17 protein-coding genes and 1 tRNA gene are annotated in these 15312 nt (G+C 34.8%); 14 read left to right on the plus strand and 4 right to left on the minus strand.

Features of this window, described 5'->3' with window-relative positions; all coding sequences use genetic code 11:
* Positions 1-36: 36 nt before the first annotated feature.
* The 4 genes from DMB68_RS04280 (at position 37) to DMB68_RS04295 (ending at position 3177) form a co-directional block, all read left to right on the plus strand.
* On the plus strand, positions 37-768 hold the full coding sequence (locus DMB68_RS04280) for a DUF1223 domain-containing protein (RefSeq protein WP_110345411.1): 732 nt from the start codon (positions 37-39) through the stop codon (positions 766-768).
* Positions 769-911: 143 nt separating this feature from the next.
* Positions 912-1928 (plus strand): sensor histidine kinase, encoded by a 1017-nt coding sequence (locus tag DMB68_RS04285; RefSeq protein ID WP_110345412.1) that lies wholly within the window; start codon positions 912-914, stop codon positions 1926-1928.
* A complete protein-coding gene (locus tag DMB68_RS04290) occupies positions 1909-2676 on the plus strand; it encodes a LytR/AlgR family response regulator transcription factor (protein WP_110345413.1) in 768 nt (255 codons plus the stop codon). The genes DMB68_RS04285 and DMB68_RS04290 overlap by 20 nt, the downstream gene beginning before the upstream one ends.
* Positions 2677-2778: 102 nt before the next feature.
* The gene (locus DMB68_RS04295) at positions 2779-3177 is read left to right on the plus strand and encodes a hypothetical protein (protein WP_110345414.1); all 399 of its coding nucleotides are present in this window, start codon (positions 2779-2781) and stop codon (positions 3175-3177) included.
* 48 nt (positions 3178-3225) lie between these two features.
* Here DMB68_RS04295 and DMB68_RS04300 read toward each other — a convergent pair whose 3' ends face one another.
* From DMB68_RS04300 to DMB68_RS04310, 3 genes are all read right to left on the minus strand, one after another.
* On the minus strand, positions 3226-4041 hold the full coding sequence (locus DMB68_RS04300) for a helix-turn-helix domain-containing protein (RefSeq protein ID WP_110345415.1): 816 nt from the start codon (positions 4039-4041) through the stop codon (positions 3226-3228).
* Between the two features lie 153 nt (positions 4042-4194).
* On the minus strand, positions 4195-5073 hold the full coding sequence (locus tag DMB68_RS04305; protein ID WP_110345416.1) for an oxidoreductase: 879 nt from the start codon (positions 5071-5073) through the stop codon (positions 4195-4197).
* A 219-nt stretch (positions 5074-5292) separates the two neighbouring features.
* Positions 5293-5694 (minus strand): DoxX family protein, encoded by a 402-nt coding sequence (locus DMB68_RS04310; protein WP_110345417.1) that lies wholly within the window; start codon positions 5692-5694, stop codon positions 5293-5295.
* Between the two features lie 171 nt (positions 5695-5865).
* On the opposite strand from DMB68_RS04310, the gene DMB68_RS04315 reads away from it, so the two are divergent.
* From DMB68_RS04315 to DMB68_RS04350, 8 genes are all read left to right on the plus strand, one after another.
* Entirely contained in the window at positions 5866-6438 is a 573-nt protein-coding gene (locus DMB68_RS04315; protein WP_110345418.1) for a Crp/Fnr family transcriptional regulator, read from the plus strand.
* 339 nt (positions 6439-6777) lie between these two features.
* Positions 6778-7329, plus strand: coding sequence for a YceI family protein (locus tag DMB68_RS04320; protein ID WP_110345419.1), 552 nt, complete (start codon positions 6778-6780; stop codon positions 7327-7329).
* 4 nt (positions 7330-7333) lie between these two features.
* A complete protein-coding gene (locus DMB68_RS04325) occupies positions 7334-7552 on the plus strand; it encodes a tautomerase family protein (protein WP_110345420.1) in 219 nt (72 codons plus the stop codon).
* Positions 7553-7557: 5 nt separating this feature from the next.
* Positions 7558-8292 carry an SDR family NAD(P)-dependent oxidoreductase gene (locus DMB68_RS04330; protein WP_110345421.1) on the plus strand — a complete coding sequence of 245 codons (735 nt, stop codon included), beginning with the start codon at positions 7558-7560 and terminating at the stop codon, positions 8290-8292.
* Position 8293: 1 nt separating this feature from the next.
* The gene (locus DMB68_RS04335) at positions 8294-8743 is read left to right on the plus strand and encodes a nuclear transport factor 2 family protein (protein WP_110345422.1); all 450 of its coding nucleotides are present in this window, start codon (positions 8294-8296) and stop codon (positions 8741-8743) included.
* Between the two features lie 18 nt (positions 8744-8761).
* Positions 8762-9850: an NAD(P)H-dependent flavin oxidoreductase gene (locus DMB68_RS04340; RefSeq protein WP_110345423.1), complete on the plus strand. Its 1089-nt coding sequence runs from the start codon at positions 8762-8764 to the stop codon at positions 9848-9850.
* A 304-nt stretch (positions 9851-10154) separates the two neighbouring features.
* Entirely contained in the window at positions 10155-11345 is a 1191-nt protein-coding gene (locus DMB68_RS04345) for a hypothetical protein (RefSeq protein WP_110345424.1), read from the plus strand.
* Between the two features lie 172 nt (positions 11346-11517).
* Positions 11518-11742 (plus strand): hypothetical protein, encoded by a 225-nt coding sequence (locus DMB68_RS04350; RefSeq protein WP_110345425.1) that lies wholly within the window; start codon positions 11518-11520, stop codon positions 11740-11742.
* A gap of 62 nt (positions 11743-11804) precedes the next feature.
* Here DMB68_RS04350 and DMB68_RS04355 read toward each other — a convergent pair.
* Positions 11805-11876, minus strand: a tRNA-Glu gene (locus tag DMB68_RS04355).
* Between the two features lie 306 nt (positions 11877-12182).
* On the opposite strand from DMB68_RS04355, the gene DMB68_RS23710 reads away from it, so the two are divergent.
* Both DMB68_RS23710 and DMB68_RS04360 read left to right on the plus strand, forming a co-directional pair.
* Positions 12183-12311 carry a hypothetical protein gene (locus tag DMB68_RS23710; RefSeq protein WP_262510108.1) on the plus strand — a complete coding sequence of 43 codons (129 nt, stop codon included), beginning with the start codon at positions 12183-12185 and terminating at the stop codon, positions 12309-12311.
* A 445-nt stretch (positions 12312-12756) separates the two neighbouring features.
* Complete coding sequence (locus tag DMB68_RS04360) at positions 12757-15288, plus strand: glycoside hydrolase family 95 protein (protein ID WP_110345426.1); 2532 nt, start codon at positions 12757-12759, stop codon at positions 15286-15288.
* The last annotated feature ends 24 nt before the right edge of the window (positions 15289-15312 follow it).

Here is a 15312-nt window from a genome sequence, read left to right on the forward strand (position 1 = left end):
TCACATTTTACCTCTAACATTTAACGCACAATACAGATGAAAAATATACTAACTTTTATAATCCTGTTTCTCTTAACAGGAAACACCATTTTCAGTCAAAACTATCCAGACAAAAAAGGTTTTGCTCTTTTAGAATTGTATACTTCCGAAGGCTGTTCGAGTTGTCCTCCTGCTGATGAACTGCTGGGCAAAATTCAGAATGAATACAAAGACGACAATGTTTATGTTTTGGCTTATCACGTAGATTATTGGGACAAACAAGGTTGGAAAGATGTTTTTAGCAATGCTGATTTTACCAAAAGACAATATGATTATGCTAAATTTATGGACAAAGCCCCTATTTACACACCTCAGGTAATCATTAATGGTAAGGCAGATTACATAGGTTCTCAGGAAACGAGTCTTCGAAACGGAATTAAATCGGCAATCTCAAAATCTGCTTCGTCAAATATAACTTTTGAAACAACTCAAAATGATGCTAAACTTTCTATAAATTTTAGCATTGAAGGAACTTCGAAAAACAGCCGTTTGTTTATTGCTGTAATTCAGAAATCGGCAAAAAGCAATGTAAAAAGAGGAGAGAATGCACATCGTGTTTTATCACATTACCAAATTGTTCGTCAGCTGCAGTCGGTTGATTTGAATAAAGCTAAAAAAGGAACTGTCTCAGTTCATCTGCCTAAAAATTTCAATAAACAGGATTTTGAAATTATTGGCTTTGTACAGGATATGAATTCGGGTGCTATATTAGGAGTTAAGTGTGCGTAGTTTATTAATCTCACGCAGATTTTGCAGATAAAGCAGATTATTGAATCTATGTTTATCTGTTGTAATCTTTTCAAATCTGCGTGAAATATTTTTTTCAAAATAAACTTATCTTTGACAAAGCAGTATTTAAAAACAAATAAAATATGGAAAAAATAAAAGGCTTTCAGGTTTCCCGAAAGTTGATTTGGATAAGTTCTGTTGCGCTTGCCGTTCTTGCTTCAATACCAAAATTATTTGATGCTGCTTCTACACCCGGAGACATTGTGATTAATTCTTCGATTACACTGTTGTTTTCTATTTTTATATGGTATTATAATATTTACAGTCTGCCTAAATTTTCTTCACAGCGTACTCATACAAGCTTTTTCAACTGGAAGCTTTTATTTAGTGTTGTTTTAGGTATCGTTGTAATGGTTATTTTGGTAATTGGACATCAGGAACTTTTTCAAATCTCAAAAATGGATGCTCCGATTATGTTTGAATTACGGGGTGTTTTGATCAATCTGATTGTGTATATGTTTCTGCACCTGCTTTTTCAGAACTATCAGACACAGCAAATGAGAGTAGAGTTGGAGCGAACACATACCATGAATCTAGGAGCACAATACGAACTTTTAAAACAGCAGGTTAATCCGCATTTTTTGTTTAACAGTCTGAATACTTTAAAGTCTATGGTTGATATTAACGATCCGATGAGTTCTGATTTTATATTGAAACTTTCTGATTTTTATCGTTTTACACTCGAAAGTAGGAAGTTGGATTTAATTCCGCTTAGGGAAGAACTTCAGATTCTGGATTCGTATGTGTATTTGCTGAAAGCCCGTTTTGAAGACGGATTTATTCTGCACAATAACACAGATCCAAAACAATACGATTCGGCTATTCCGCCTTTTACTTTGCAATTATTAACAGAAAATTGCATTAAGCATAATGTCGTTTCCTTAGATAAACCATTAGAAATAAAATTATATACTGAAGGTGATTTCTTAGTAATCGAAAACCCAATTCAGCTTAAAAGAGGTGTATTGTCTACCGGAGTCGGGCTGGATAATATTAATCAGCGTTTTATGCATTTGGTTCACAAGGAAATCGAAATTGACAAAACAGACACTATTTTTAAAGTAAAAATTCCCCTGATTTATGACTATCATAATAATTGAAGATGAAGTAAAAACGGCTAAAGCACTTGGCCAGCTAATTTTGAGTATCAGGCCCGATGCTCAAATTTTGTCGTACATACAAAGCATAGACGGAGCAGTAAGTTATTTGTCAGAGAATGATCAGCCGGATCTTATTTTTATGGATATTCAGCTGGCAGACGGCTTGTGTTTTGAGATTTTTAAAAATGTGGAAGTGTTATCACCGGTCATATTTTGTACCGCTTTTGATGATTATGCTATTGATGCTTTCAAATCAAACGGGATCGATTATGTATTGAAACCCTTTTCCAGGGAAAGTATCGCCGGAGCTATTAAAAAAGCGGCAGAGTTAAAGAATTTCTTCCAAAGGAATAAAAAAGCAATGCCTGATTTTGATTATTTGTTGACCCGAAATGGCGAAAATAAAGGGAAGAGCAGTTTTTTGGTTTTTAAAAATAATAAGTACCAAACCGTTTTAACAGAAAATATTGCTTTGTTTTATATAAAAAATGAAACCCCGACGATTATGTGTTTTGATAAAACAGAATATCAGATTACACAATCTCTTGATGAGGTTCATAAACTGTTATCACCAACGCAATTCTTCAGAATCAACAGACAGTATTTGGTGAATTTTTCTGCAATAAGAGAAGCTGAACATTATTTCTCAAGAAAATTAATTATCAAACTGACCATTCCGACTGAAGAAAAATTATTGGTTGGAAAAGAGAAAGCTACGTCTTTTTTGAGCTGGTTGGAAAACCGATGAAAAATTTGTTTCAGGTTTTAAGTTTCAAGCCCCAAAAATGACCGAATGAGAACTATATAGTTGTAATTAATTTGAGAAAACCGAAATCTATATCAATATAATATGTTTAATTTTTTTAAAAATAAAAAAGATTTACCGGAATTTGACTTTATTAACTCATACTCTAATAAAGAAAAATATTTTGTTCGTGTAAAAAAATGGAATTGGTTAAATCCTGAACAAATCTCTTTATTGGAAAAAGATTCTGACGGGAAAATCAAAATGACCACATTAGAGTATTGGCCTCAGGAAATGTTCTTAGATGCTGACGGACAAAAAACTATTTCGGAATATTTCGGTATTTTAATTAAGCAATTTAGAGATAGTAAAATGGAAATTCCATCCGATTTGGATAAGTTTATGGTAGAAACGCTTTTGAGTTTAAAGACGGATTTAAGGGCGATTGAGTTTATGGATTCGCCAAGTGAAATTAAAGCCGCATATAAGAATCCAATAAAATAATGGATTTGACATACATCATTAACTTGAAACAAAAAACCTGAAACGAAACTAATTCATTTTTGATGGCGGCATTCCATACTGTTTTTTAAAAGCAAATGAAAAATGCGAAAGATCTTCAAATCCCACTTCCAAATAAACTTCAGATGGTGTTTTACCTTTTTCTTTTATAAGAAAATAAGCCTGTTGCAATCTCTTTTGTAATAACCATCGGCTGGGTGAAATTTCAAAAATACGCTGGAAGTCACGTTTAAAAGTCGCCAGACTCCGGCCTGTGAGGTAAGCAAACCGGTCTAATTGCACATTAAAATGAAAATTCTTCTTCATAAAAGCTTCCAGATCAATTTTGCCTGGCTCATTAAAGTCAAATAAAACATCTTTGAGTTCGGGCTTGCATTGTAATAAAATAGTAATGGCTTCTTTTACTTTTAAAGTCTGAAGTTCCTCGGTTATTAATTGATCTTTATTGATATAAGGAATTAAAGAGTCCATTAAACTTTTAAGCAGCGGAACTTCCTTTAATTGAAAAATAGTTTCCGTTTCAGGACTTTTAATTAAACTGGTTTTCTGATTGTGTTTTATAGAGAAATCACGCAGTACTTCCTGATTAAAATAAATTGAAATGGACTGAAATGCGGTATTAGGATCGGGTTGTTTAATGAATTTTATAAGCTGATTCCTTTTGATAAATCGAAAATCTCCAGGCTTAAAAACATACTCTTTGGTACCATTGTTTAAAGTAAGTATGCCTGAAATCTGAAAACTCAAAACATGTTCTGCAGCAAATTGTTCGCCTTCCCGATTTTGAGTGTAGTAGCAGGAATAAGCAATTGGCGATGTTTTTTGATTTATTTTGGAATCGTTCATATTACAAATTTATAAAAAATCAAGCAGTACCAATTCCTGATACTGCTTAATTAAAGTTGAAAATATTTTAAACATATAAACAATGAGTTTAAAAATATATACCGTAATTTAATTACATTTGACCATTATCATTGATATTGATATTGCATTTTATTATTTCTTTCCGGTATACCATTTTCCTTGTGCTGTATCAAAAAAACTTCCGGCATCATCATGGTCTGTCGATAAACTGATATCTATCCATTTTTGCATTTCTTCTGTTCGGTTTTGATCAGCATTTTTTAAAATGCCAATTGCCTCGCTTCCTAATACAAGATGTACAGGTGGATTTGGATGAGAAGCTAAATCAACCATCACTTTGGCTGCTTTTTCAGGATCTCCAACAGCAACAAATTTTCCACCTTTAAAAAAATCAGTACGCTGTTTTACCATTTCGTAACCTTCTATTTCAGGGGCATAAGACATCGAAGCACCCGCCCAATCTGTACGGAAACCACCTGGTTCAACGCTGGTCACGAATATTCCTAACGGAGCAACTTCTTTGGCCAGAGCTTCGGTAAAGCCACTTAAGCCAAATTTTGCCGCCTGATACATTGTTAAACCCGGATTTCCAACGCGCCCTCCAATTGAACTAATTTGTAAAATCCTTCCTGAACCCTGTTTGCGCATGTAAGGCAATACAGCACGGGTAATTTCTATTGGTGCATATAAATTGGTCTCTAACTGACTGCGAACCTGCTCAGCGGTGTAAGCTTCAGCAGCGCCAATGATTCCGAATCCGGCATTGTTTACCAAAACGTCTATTCTTCTAAAATGTTCTACTGCTGTTTTAACAGCACTATAAACCTGTTCATCATTCGTAACATCTAATGCTAAAGGAAAAATTTGATCTTTAAAACGTTCAGCCAAATCATTTAGCTGATTGATATTTCGCGCTGTTGCTACGACTTTATCACCGCTTTCTAAAACTGCTTCAGTAAGATTACGTCCTAATCCTCTTGAGCTTCCTGTAATAAACCATATTTTATTCATTGTAATTGTATTTAATTGTTCTTTGCAAATTTACGTTGGAAGGCAACTTTACTATTTTGCTGAAAAGCTCAATTTTATTTGTTTAAAAGCTCATATTTGTTTTGCGAAAAAGCCACAAATACAATAAGTTGATTTTAGAATAACATAAATAGAATCTCGCAAAGTCGCAAAGAAAATTAAACTTGGCCTCTGCGACTTTGCGAGATTAAAAAAAGAAGCTTAGTTTTTTCCTGAAAACCTTGGTGTATAAGTAACACTATATAATTTTCTAAACATTAAATAAGTTACGCTTACCATTGTAAAAGCAATAATAGCATCGGTTGTAGCAGAGAAACCCAATACAGCGAGTTTTGAAAAGAAAGCAAAGATAATGTCGAAGAAAACTCCCGCAAATACCCATTCTTTCAATCGTAATAACCTGTTCGGAATTAATAAGGTAATGACACCCGCTACTTTAAATATACCTAATAAATAAATGAAATGTTCCGGATAGCCTAACTCTTGTGTAATTTTCCAAACAATCGGATTTGTCGTAAGTTCAAAAAAACCGCTGGCACCAAACCATAAAGAAGTTAAAATAACGCCTGTCCAATAAATAATTTTTGTTGTTTTTGCATTCATGATTTTAAATTTTTAAGTTGTTAAACAGGACAAATTTGCGTCAAAGGCGATCGGTTTCATATTGATATTTTGGTGAAATGGACAAATTGAAATGCCAAATAGACAATCGATAAGTTCATTTGATTTTATAACTTTACAATAGACTTTTCAAACCTTAATTGTCCCATTTAAATGGAAGCCAAAATACTTTTACAACAGCATATTGCGAAAACAGCTTCATTGACAGAAGAAGAATTCAATTATTTCTTTTCTCATTTTAAGCCAATGTCTTTTAAGAAAGGCCAGACTATAATTGGTGCAGGAGATAAGGTTGATTGTGAGTACTTTGTTATTTCAGGCTGTCTGAAGGCTTTTTTTATCAATGATGAAATAAAAATGTACATACTTCAGTTTGCAATGCCAACCTGGTGGACTTCAGATTATACGGCTTTATACAATCAGACTCCTGCAACAATCAATGTAGATTGTATTACTGATGCCGAAGTGCTTTGTCTTTCTAATACTGACCGCGAAAAACTTTGTGCAGGATTTCATCAGATTGAGCATTTCTTTCGCTGGCGAACCAATAAAGGATATATTGCTTCTCAAAAAAGGCTTTTATCTTTTATGAATAATAATGTCAAAACACGTTATGAAGAACTTTTGATATTGTATCCGCAATTATATAATCTTGTCCCGAAGCATTTAATTGCCGCTTATCTTGGTGTTTCAAGAGAAACTTTAAGCAGGCTGCATAATTCTTAGTTTTTTAGCCACAGATTTGAAGGATTAAAAATGATTTTGTTTCACGCAGATTTGAATGCAGTTGTCATCCCGAACGAGGGATCTTCGCAGGAAACTCCATAAACAAAATCTCCAATCTTTGTTTAGCTACTTGCGGAGATCCTTCCTTCGTCAGGATGACAAAAATGAGGGTAAATTTGCTAAAGGAAAAAAATCTTAGTGAATCTCCGTAAAGAACTTTGTGGATCTCTGTGAAATAAAACCATAGAACTTCATCCCAAAATCAGAATGTGATCTACATCACGTAACCAATTTTCATAGTCGCCGTTCCTTTGTATTGTACTTTTAAATACAATAAAAATGGAAACAACAAATTTTAAAATCGTAAGCTCAGACAGCAGCGTTGACTGGACCGGAAGAAAAGTAACCGGTGCACATAATGGTACAATTAGTATCAAAGAAGGTAATTTCATTTTAGATAATGGAAATGTAAAAGAAGGTAATGTCACCATTAACACTTCTTCAATTAAAATTCTGGATATAACAGATCCGGCAGCAAACGCACAATTCGCAGTTCATCTTGCCTCAGATGATTTTTTCTCAATCGAAAAATTTCCTACAGCCTCTTTTGATATCTCTTCAGTAAAGGAAATATCAGGTAATACTTTTTATCTTGAAGGAAACCTTACCATAAAAGATATTACACACGTTGCCGGTTTCGAAGCAGTAGTTGAAAACAACAGAAATGCAATTACCCTTTCCGGTAAACTGGTTATTGACCGTACTAAATACGATATCAGATTCCGTTCTGGAAATTTCTTCAAAGATTTAGGAGATACCTTGATTTATAACGACTTCGAATTGGATTTTAATATCACTGCCGAAGCCATTTCAGAACAATCTAAAAACTAAAGCCATGCCTTACGTAAAACTCGAATTGACTCGTGAAGGCGTAACACGAGAGCAAAAACAAAAATTAATCAGCGGAATTACGAATTTAATTACAGAAGTATTAAACAAAGATCCGCATTTAACCCACATTGTAATTCAGGAAATAGAATTAGACGATTGGGGTTACGCAGGAGAACAAGTATCAGTATTAAGAGAAAAAGGCATAACTGCCGATAAAAAATAAAGATCATGAAAAAACAAACCATAATTGTAACAGGAGCATCATCCGGTATTGGAAAAGGAATCGCTAAATATTTTTTAGACAGAGGCGATAATGTAGTTATCAATTCAGTAACACCAGCTTCATTAGAAAGTGCTTACTACGAATTTGGAGCAGGAGATAATCTGGCCATGTATGCCGGAGATATAAGCAATAAACAAACCGGACAAGAGCTGGTAAGAATTGCAATCGAAAAGTTTGGTTCTGTTGATGTGCTGGTTAATAATGCCGGAATCTTTGACAGTAGACCATTTTTAGAAGTTGATGAAGCTTATCTGGATAAATTTTTGACCACTAACCTTAAAGGAACCTATTTCACTACTCAGGCTGTCGTTCCACAAATGCTGGAGCAAAAAGGCGGTGTTGTCATTAATATTGGAACCCCTTTAGTGAATCACGGATTAGGTGGCTGGCCGGCTTCGGCACCTGTAGCAAGTAAAGGTGCAATTCATTCTCTGACGATTCAATTGGCAGCCGAATTTGGAAAACAAAATATTCGTTTTAATACCGTTGCTCCGGGTGTAATCAGAACTCCAATGCATGGTAATGCAGTAGATCAGAGTGCCGGTGTGCATTTATTGAACAGGGTAGGAGAAATTGATGACGTTGCCGAAATGGTGTACACGGTGGCGAAAAGCAATTTCATTACCGGCTCCATTATCAACGTTGACGGAGGGAAAGCCGCAGGACATAATTTAAACTAAAATGAAACTTTTATTAACGGCTTTTATGCTCTGTATTTTTCAGGGCATAAAAGCACAAAATACTATCAAAATGGAAAATCAGAAAGAAGAGGTTCTTGCAATTACAAATGCAATTGAAGACCAGTATTTTAAAGGAATTTATGAAGGCGATGAAGCACTTTTAGGAAGTGTCTTTCATGCGGAAGCTTTGCTTTTTGGTGATGTAAAAGGAGAACCCTATTTCAAAACCATTGCATTATATCTGGAAGGTGTGAAAAACAGACAAAGCCCAAAAGATTCAGGAAAGCCTTTTAAAGGAGAAATTTTGAATATAAAAGTGGTAAACTCCATTGCTGTAGCAGAATTAAATGTAAAAATGTATGATTTTAATTATCGGGATTTTTTATCTTTCCATAAGATTAACGGAAAATGGCTGATTGTTAATAAAATGCTGACGGATATAAGTGAATAAATTTCAAAACTAAAAGTCATGTGGTACAATACAAAAGCAACAGAATTACTTGGAATTCAATATCCAATACTTCAGGGACCCTTTGGAGGTAATTTATCAACGGTAGAATTAACTGCAGCCGTTTCAAATGCCGGTGGACTAGGCGGATACGGGGCTTATACCATGAGTCCGCAGGAAATTTTTGAAACAGACAAACAGATTAAAGCAGCGACCAATAAACCTTATAATTTGAATTTGTGGGTAGCTGATCATGATATTGCTAAATCTGGTTTGACAGACGAACAATTTAATAAAGCGAAAGAACTATTTAAACCCTATTTTGATGAAGTCGGAATTCCGTTACCGGAAAAACCGGCTCCATTTCAATCCAGATTTGAAAACCAGCTCGAAGTAATTTTGAGAGTTCGTCCTAAGGTGTTCAGTTTCATGTTTGGTGTCCTGCCGGCCGATGTTTTAGAGCAATGTCGAAAATTAGGAATTGTAACAGTTGGAGCAGCAACCACTTTAGATGAAGCCATTTTTTTAGAAAATTCAGGTGTTGATATGATTATTGCTTCAGGTTTTGAGGCAGGCGGGCATCGTCCTTCTTTTTTAGCTTCGGCTGAATCATCTGTAACAGGAACTTTTGTTTTATTGCAACTAATCAGGGAAAAAGTAAAAATTCCGGTTATTGCAGCTGGCGGAATTGCCAATGGAAAAGGTGTTGTAGCAGCTCTGGCTCTCGGTGCAGGGGCAGCTCAAATTGGTACGGCATTTTTAGCGGTAGACGAGTCGAATGCATTGCCTGTACACAAACAAATGTTATTCTCGGATGCTGCAAAATATACGACTTTGTGCCGTGCCCACACAGGAAGGCTTGGCCGCGGAATAACCAGCAGAATTGCAAAAGAACTTTCAGGAAAAGAATCCGATATATTGCCGTTTCCGCTACAGACCACTTTTATGTCACCATTGCGAAAAGCAGCGCTGGACCAGCAAAAGTGGGACATGATTTTATTTTGGGGAGGACAAATTGCCCCAATTTTAAAACACACAAAAGCCAGCGAATTAATGCATGCGCTGATTACTGAAACAACTGCGTATTTTGATGATTTGAAAATGGAGTAGAAATTCATTTTTAAAAACGTAAAATGACTTTACAGTTGATAAATTTCATATAGAAGGAATAGTGTTGATTTTTGACTGCTCAATAAAAATCGTCATTTATAATGATGTAACAGATTTGATAGAGAAGTAATTTTACTTCAGTTTAGATAATGAAAGACAGGTGATAAAAAAATAATGGATGTATTTTCTTAACATAAGTTAATTTAAATCTGTTTCTGTTTGTATTTCTTTGTTTTAAAAAGGCGTACTGCATTTCGGGAACAGCGCCTGTAATTGTATCAAACATTTTTAAAGCCAGTTAACTATGAAAATTCAAACAGCCAAGTTTTTTTTAGCGCTTCAGTTTATCAGTTTATTTCTCATCACCTCATGTCAGGGAGATGATTCAAAAGAGATGACGCCTAATCCTGAATTAGAAAAGGCACAATTGAAAAGCTTTCCTTTATCTGAGGTTTCAAATCTGAATATCAAAATAGTACATCCTGAAATAGTCGATGGAGAGGAAAAAAAATATGGCGAAATTGAAATTACCATTCCGGCTGCACATCAAGGTTTGATGCTGAGTTTAAAACAATTCGATTTAGATCAAAATAAATATAGCATTTCTCCCTCTGTTGGCGAGCTGCAGGATTTTTCGAAAGGACCAATTACATACACGATATCATCCAATTTCTACGAAAATAAAAGCGTGCATTACAAAGTAAAGGTTGCAATTGAAGCAGCCCCTGTAAACCTGAATTCAAAAATTACGGGCTTTAGTTTTGAGAAAAGCAAAAATCCTTCTCTTGAGTCAACTATTAATGCCGTAAAAATTGTCGAGTACGAAAACTATTCTGAAAATGCTATTTATATACTTGTACCTGTAGGAACAGATTTTTCTAAATTAACACCCACTATCGCTTTTGATGCCGCCAAATTGTACTACAGCTTAGGAACGGAATTCAAACCTTATACTTCAAATACGATAGTAGTGGATTTTAAATACCCAAAACATTTCTATCTGCAGGCAGAAAATTCAAATGGTACCAAGTCTAAGGTGTATAATGTGATAGTAGATGTAAAAGATCCAATTAAGTTTGAACAGCTTCCTGTTATCACGCCAAATGTAAAAGCAGGTGACGGCTTAACTACGCAGTATTTTGCAGCAGCGGTTAAATGGATAAACCAAGGAAATCATCCGATTAGGGGACTGTCTGTCCAGAGTTATAAAAACAAAACGTATCCATTTGATAATTATACAGGCGATGCAAATATTATTACCGCAATCCTTTCAAATCCTGTTGGCGGTACTGATGGTGTTCTTCCGGGAGAAAAGGGCGAAGTAAATATAACAGTCAAAAAAGTCTCAATTACAGGAAAATATGCGACAACAGCCGTATTTGCGCCTACTTTTAATTTTAGCAACTACACCATTCATAATTGGCCTGTTGCAGAAAGAGTAGAAGGGATTTTCAATACTGCAGAGCTAACGGTCGAAAGTACTATTTTCGAATAATCATTTTTGATCGGGAGTAAAAATACTTTGGCTATACCCATTGCAAGGTATTTTTAAAATGTGCATGGTCTCAGACCTTGCACATTTTTTTTGTTCTTAGAAATTCGAAATTCTTTAAAATTAGACTTTGAATTTTCAATTATAGAGTAGTGAATTCTAAATAATTTAAAACATGAGTCATGAAAAAAATGTATGCTATTTTCTGCTGCTATCATTGACAGTTTGCTGTTCTTTTGATCTGGATCTTACCATCAATATTACTGGCTCAGCTGAAAAAACTTCATGTTTACCACAAAAGGATAGCTTATCCACAATTATTGCTGTGCCAAAAGATATAGATCATTCAGAAGAATCACACCGAAGAGATAGAGACTGGGAAATTTTAACTGGAAGTTAGTCTTGGAATACTATTTAAAATAAAAAAGCTCCGGATTTCTCTGGAGCTTTTGTTTTAGTAAGTAGTCCGTGGGGGAATCGAACCCCCCTTACCAGGATGAAAACCTGGCGTCCTAACCGATAGACGAACGGACCTGCTTTGTTATTGCGGGTGCAAAAATGCAACTAATTTTAAAAAACACCAAATGATTTTTTAAGAAAGCAGTTAAATTATGATGTGAATATCCTGTTTAGAAATAATCAATCTTATAGAAAATTACTTTTTTAAGGATGTATTTATTTGATTGATAATGGTTTGTTTTTATATGAAAAAAGAGTAAACTAAGTTTTTTATTAAATGATGATTTTTAATAAATTTTAAAATCATATTAAAAATTATTTGTTTGAAAGAATATTCTTTACTTCCAGTTGTTTTTTTTATTATTCAAAGAGCTTTTTAATATGACAAATTCGGATTTGAAATACAGCACGGATAATAGTCCGGTTATTGAATTGAATGAAGTACAGGAAATGGAGATTTTTCTTTTGGGAGATATTCGCGAGACTTTACTAAATCAGGTCTTGACCTGAATTAACGCAAAATAAAAAGAAGCCTGAGAATTCTATTTCTCGGGCTTTTTTATTTTTAGTCTTAACAGACTTCTTTATCCATTTGTCTGTTGATTTTTACGCTGTCAACAAATATTTTTTCCGCTTCTGATAACTTAAGTATGGCACATTCGATAATCACTCTACATATTGAAATAGGATAATTAGTATATAATTCTATAAAATAATCCATTTAATTAATTGTATTTACTCTGCTAATACTACTAAAAACAGGGTATGACAAAAATTTAAAAGTAAACGACAAAAATTTAAAAGTCATTACTGTTTTATTAAAATACTTTTGGCGCAAGGTAAAATTATCGATAGTGTATTTTTTTTAGATTAAAATTATATAATCAGTAAATATAAATAGATAATCCTGAGACTTCTTAAAATTAAGAACCAATTAAAAAATAATAAGGACAATATGAAAAATCTGCTGTTCACAGTATTATGCTTCGTCATATTTTGGAATTCATCTGCTCAAAAAAAAGCAATGCTTTGGTACAATAAACCTGCTGCTGCATGGACAGATGCATTGCCATTGGGGAATGGAAGATTAGGAGCAATGGTTTATGGAATACCCCAATGTGATACCATACAGATAAACGAAGATACTTTTTGGTCCGGAAGTCCTTATCAAAATAACAATGCAAATGCAAAAAAGAATTTAAAAACAATTCAAAAATATCTTGAAGACGGAAATTATATTGAGGCTCAAAAGCTGTCTCTTGATGCTATTATAGCAGATAGAAAAACTACTTCACACGGACAGGTATATCAGTCTGTTGGCAACCTAATTTTAAGAATGCCGGGACATGAAAAACACACTAATTTTTACAGAGACCTCGATTTGAATACGGCTGTAGCCACTACTTCATATAAAGTACACGGAGTTTCATTTAAACGTGAAATATTTACTTCATTTCCGGATCAGCTGATTATTATTCGCCTTACTTCAGACAAAAAAGGAGCTATAAATTTCAACACTTCTTTTGCCGGACCATTAAAAACGCAAATGGTAACCGTAGCTTCAAAAGTGCCTCCAAATCAAAATAAATTACTTGTGGTTACGGGTAAATGCACCAAAGAAAAAGAAGAAAACATTCCCAATCTTTTAAATTTTAATGCACAGATCAAAGTAGAAACAAAAGGAGGAATTCAAAAAGGATCCGGAAACAGCATCGTTGTTACCAATGCCAATGAAGCAATAATTTATGTTTCTGTTGCGACCAATTTTAAAAATTATAAAGATATATCCGGAAACGCTGAAAAGAAAGCTCAAGAGTATTTATCGAAATTTTCAAAAGGATACGAAAAAGCAAAACTAGATCATATTGCGGTCTATCAAAAGCAATTCGGCAGGGTAAAACTTGATTTAGGGCAATCACAGCAAATTGCAAAACCTACAGACCAGCGAATTTCAGAATTTGCAAATGCCGATGATCATGATTTGGTTGCTTCCTATTTTCAGTTTGGACGTTATTTATTGATTTCTTCTTCACAACAAGGAAGCCAACCCGCTAATTTGCAGGGAATCTGGAATCCAAATTCGGGTCAGTATCCAGCCTGGGACAGTAAATATACAACCAATATTAATGTAGAAATGAATTATTGGCCTGCTGAGGTGACCAACCTGAGTGAATGCCATGATCCTTTTATTCAATTGATTAAAGATGTTAGCGTTACAGGAAAACAAACAGCTTCTGAAATGTATGGTAGCAGAGGCTGGACCTTGCATCATAACACAGACTTGTGGCGTATGACCGGGGCTGTGGACAAAACTGCGGGTATATGGCCAACTTGTAATGCATGGTTTAGTGCACATTTATGGGAGAAGTTTCTTTTTTCGGGAGACACAAATTATCTAAAAGAAGTCTATCCAATTTTAAAAAGTGCCTGCGAATTTTATCAGGATTTTCTAATCAAAGATAAAAAAGCGGGTTATCTCGTCGCATCACCATCCATTTCTCCGGAGCACAGTCCGGGCCTGCATTTTTATGATGTTGTAAAACCGGATGGAACTGTAAGCAAAGAAAGATGTAATGTTTTTGCCGGTGTCACCATGGATAATCAAATGATTTTTGATTTGTTGTCCAATACCATTGATGCCAGCGAAATATTAGCAATTGATGCTGAGTTTGCTAAGCAGTTAAAAGATATTCGTTCTCAATTGCCTCCAATGCAGGTAGGGAAATATTCTCAATTACAGGAATGGATGGAAGACTGGGATCGTAAAAATGATGCTCATCGTCACCTTTCGCATTTATGGGGCGTTTTTCCCGGAAGAGAAATTTCACCATTTAAAACCCCTGAACTTTTTGAAGCATCCAGAAATACCCTTGCAGGAAAAGGAGATGCAAGCCGTGGATGGTCAATGGGATGGAAGGTTTGTCTGTGGGCACGTTATCTGGATGGTAATCATGCCTATCAGTTGATTAAAAACCAGCTTAATCTGAAACCGGCAAACGCAACAATCAAAGATCCTGACGGAGGAACTTATACCAATATGTTTGATGCTCATCCGCCATTTCAGATCGATGGTAATTTTGGCTGCACTGCGGGGATAGCCGAAATGTTACTGCAAAGTCATGATGGTGCTGTGGCTTTATTACCGGCATTACCGGATGCCTGGTCCAATGGCTCAGTTTCTGGTTTAAGAGCACGAGGAGGTTTTGAAATAGAAAATATGGAGTGGAAAAACAGTAAAATAAAAACTGTTACAATACGATCAGATCTGAGTGGAAATCTACGATTGAGAAGTTATTCCAAATTACAAGGAAATGGACTCCTTGAGGCAAAGGGCGAAAATACTAATGTACTTTTTAAATCCCAGCCTGTGGCAAATCCATTAATTTCTCCGGAAGCTGTTTTAAATGGGATCCATCTTCCAAAAGTTTTTGAATACGATGTGGCTACTGAAAAAGGAAAACGGTACACATTTAACATAGCAAATTAACGATAATAATTAAAAGCAAACATA

The organism is Flavobacterium hydrophilum, assembly GCF_003202405.1.
GTDB classification, from domain to species: domain Bacteria; phylum Bacteroidota; class Bacteroidia; order Flavobacteriales; family Flavobacteriaceae; genus Flavobacterium; species Flavobacterium hydrophilum.

What these genes read in the sequence shown, in the direction of transcription:
- DMB68_RS04345 (WP_110345424.1), top strand. Translation starts at nt 10,155, where the DNA reads ATGAAAATTCAAACAGCCAAGTTTTTTTTAGCGCTTCAGTTTATCAGT.
- DMB68_RS04320 (WP_110345419.1), top strand. Translation starts at nt 6,778, where the DNA reads ATGGAAACAACAAATTTTAAAATCGTAAGCTCAGACAGCAGCGTTGAC.
- DMB68_RS04310 (WP_110345417.1), bottom strand. Translation starts at nt 5,694, where the DNA reads ATGAATGCAAAAACAACAAAAATTATTTATTGGACAGGCGTTATTTTA.
- DMB68_RS04290 (WP_110345413.1), top strand. Translation starts at nt 1,909, where the DNA reads ATGACTATCATAATAATTGAAGATGAAGTAAAAACGGCTAAAGCACTT.
- DMB68_RS04350 (WP_110345425.1), top strand. Translation starts at nt 11,518, where the DNA reads ATGAGTCATGAAAAAAATGTATGCTATTTTCTGCTGCTATCATTGACA.
- DMB68_RS04360 (WP_110345426.1), top strand. Translation starts at nt 12,757, where the DNA reads ATGAAAAATCTGCTGTTCACAGTATTATGCTTCGTCATATTTTGGAAT.
- DMB68_RS04300 (WP_110345415.1), bottom strand. Translation starts at nt 4,041, where the DNA reads ATGAACGATTCCAAAATAAATCAAAAAACATCGCCAATTGCTTATTCC.
- DMB68_RS04285 (WP_110345412.1), top strand. Translation starts at nt 912, where the DNA reads ATGGAAAAAATAAAAGGCTTTCAGGTTTCCCGAAAGTTGATTTGGATA.
- DMB68_RS04330 (WP_110345421.1), top strand. Translation starts at nt 7,558, where the DNA reads ATGAAAAAACAAACCATAATTGTAACAGGAGCATCATCCGGTATTGGA.
- DMB68_RS04335 (WP_110345422.1), top strand. Translation starts at nt 8,294, where the DNA reads ATGAAACTTTTATTAACGGCTTTTATGCTCTGTATTTTTCAGGGCATA.
- DMB68_RS04305 (WP_110345416.1), bottom strand. Translation starts at nt 5,073, where the DNA reads ATGAATAAAATATGGTTTATTACAGGAAGCTCAAGAGGATTAGGACGT.
- DMB68_RS23710 (WP_262510108.1), top strand. Translation starts at nt 12,183, where the DNA reads ATGACAAATTCGGATTTGAAATACAGCACGGATAATAGTCCGGTTATT.
- DMB68_RS04295 (WP_110345414.1), top strand. Translation starts at nt 2,779, where the DNA reads ATGTTTAATTTTTTTAAAAATAAAAAAGATTTACCGGAATTTGACTTT.
- DMB68_RS04315 (WP_110345418.1), top strand. Translation starts at nt 5,866, where the DNA reads ATGGAAGCCAAAATACTTTTACAACAGCATATTGCGAAAACAGCTTCA.
- DMB68_RS04340 (WP_110345423.1), top strand. Translation starts at nt 8,762, where the DNA reads ATGTGGTACAATACAAAAGCAACAGAATTACTTGGAATTCAATATCCA.
- DMB68_RS04280 (WP_110345411.1), top strand. Translation starts at nt 37, where the DNA reads ATGAAAAATATACTAACTTTTATAATCCTGTTTCTCTTAACAGGAAAC.
- DMB68_RS04325 (WP_110345420.1), top strand. Translation starts at nt 7,334, where the DNA reads ATGCCTTACGTAAAACTCGAATTGACTCGTGAAGGCGTAACACGAGAG.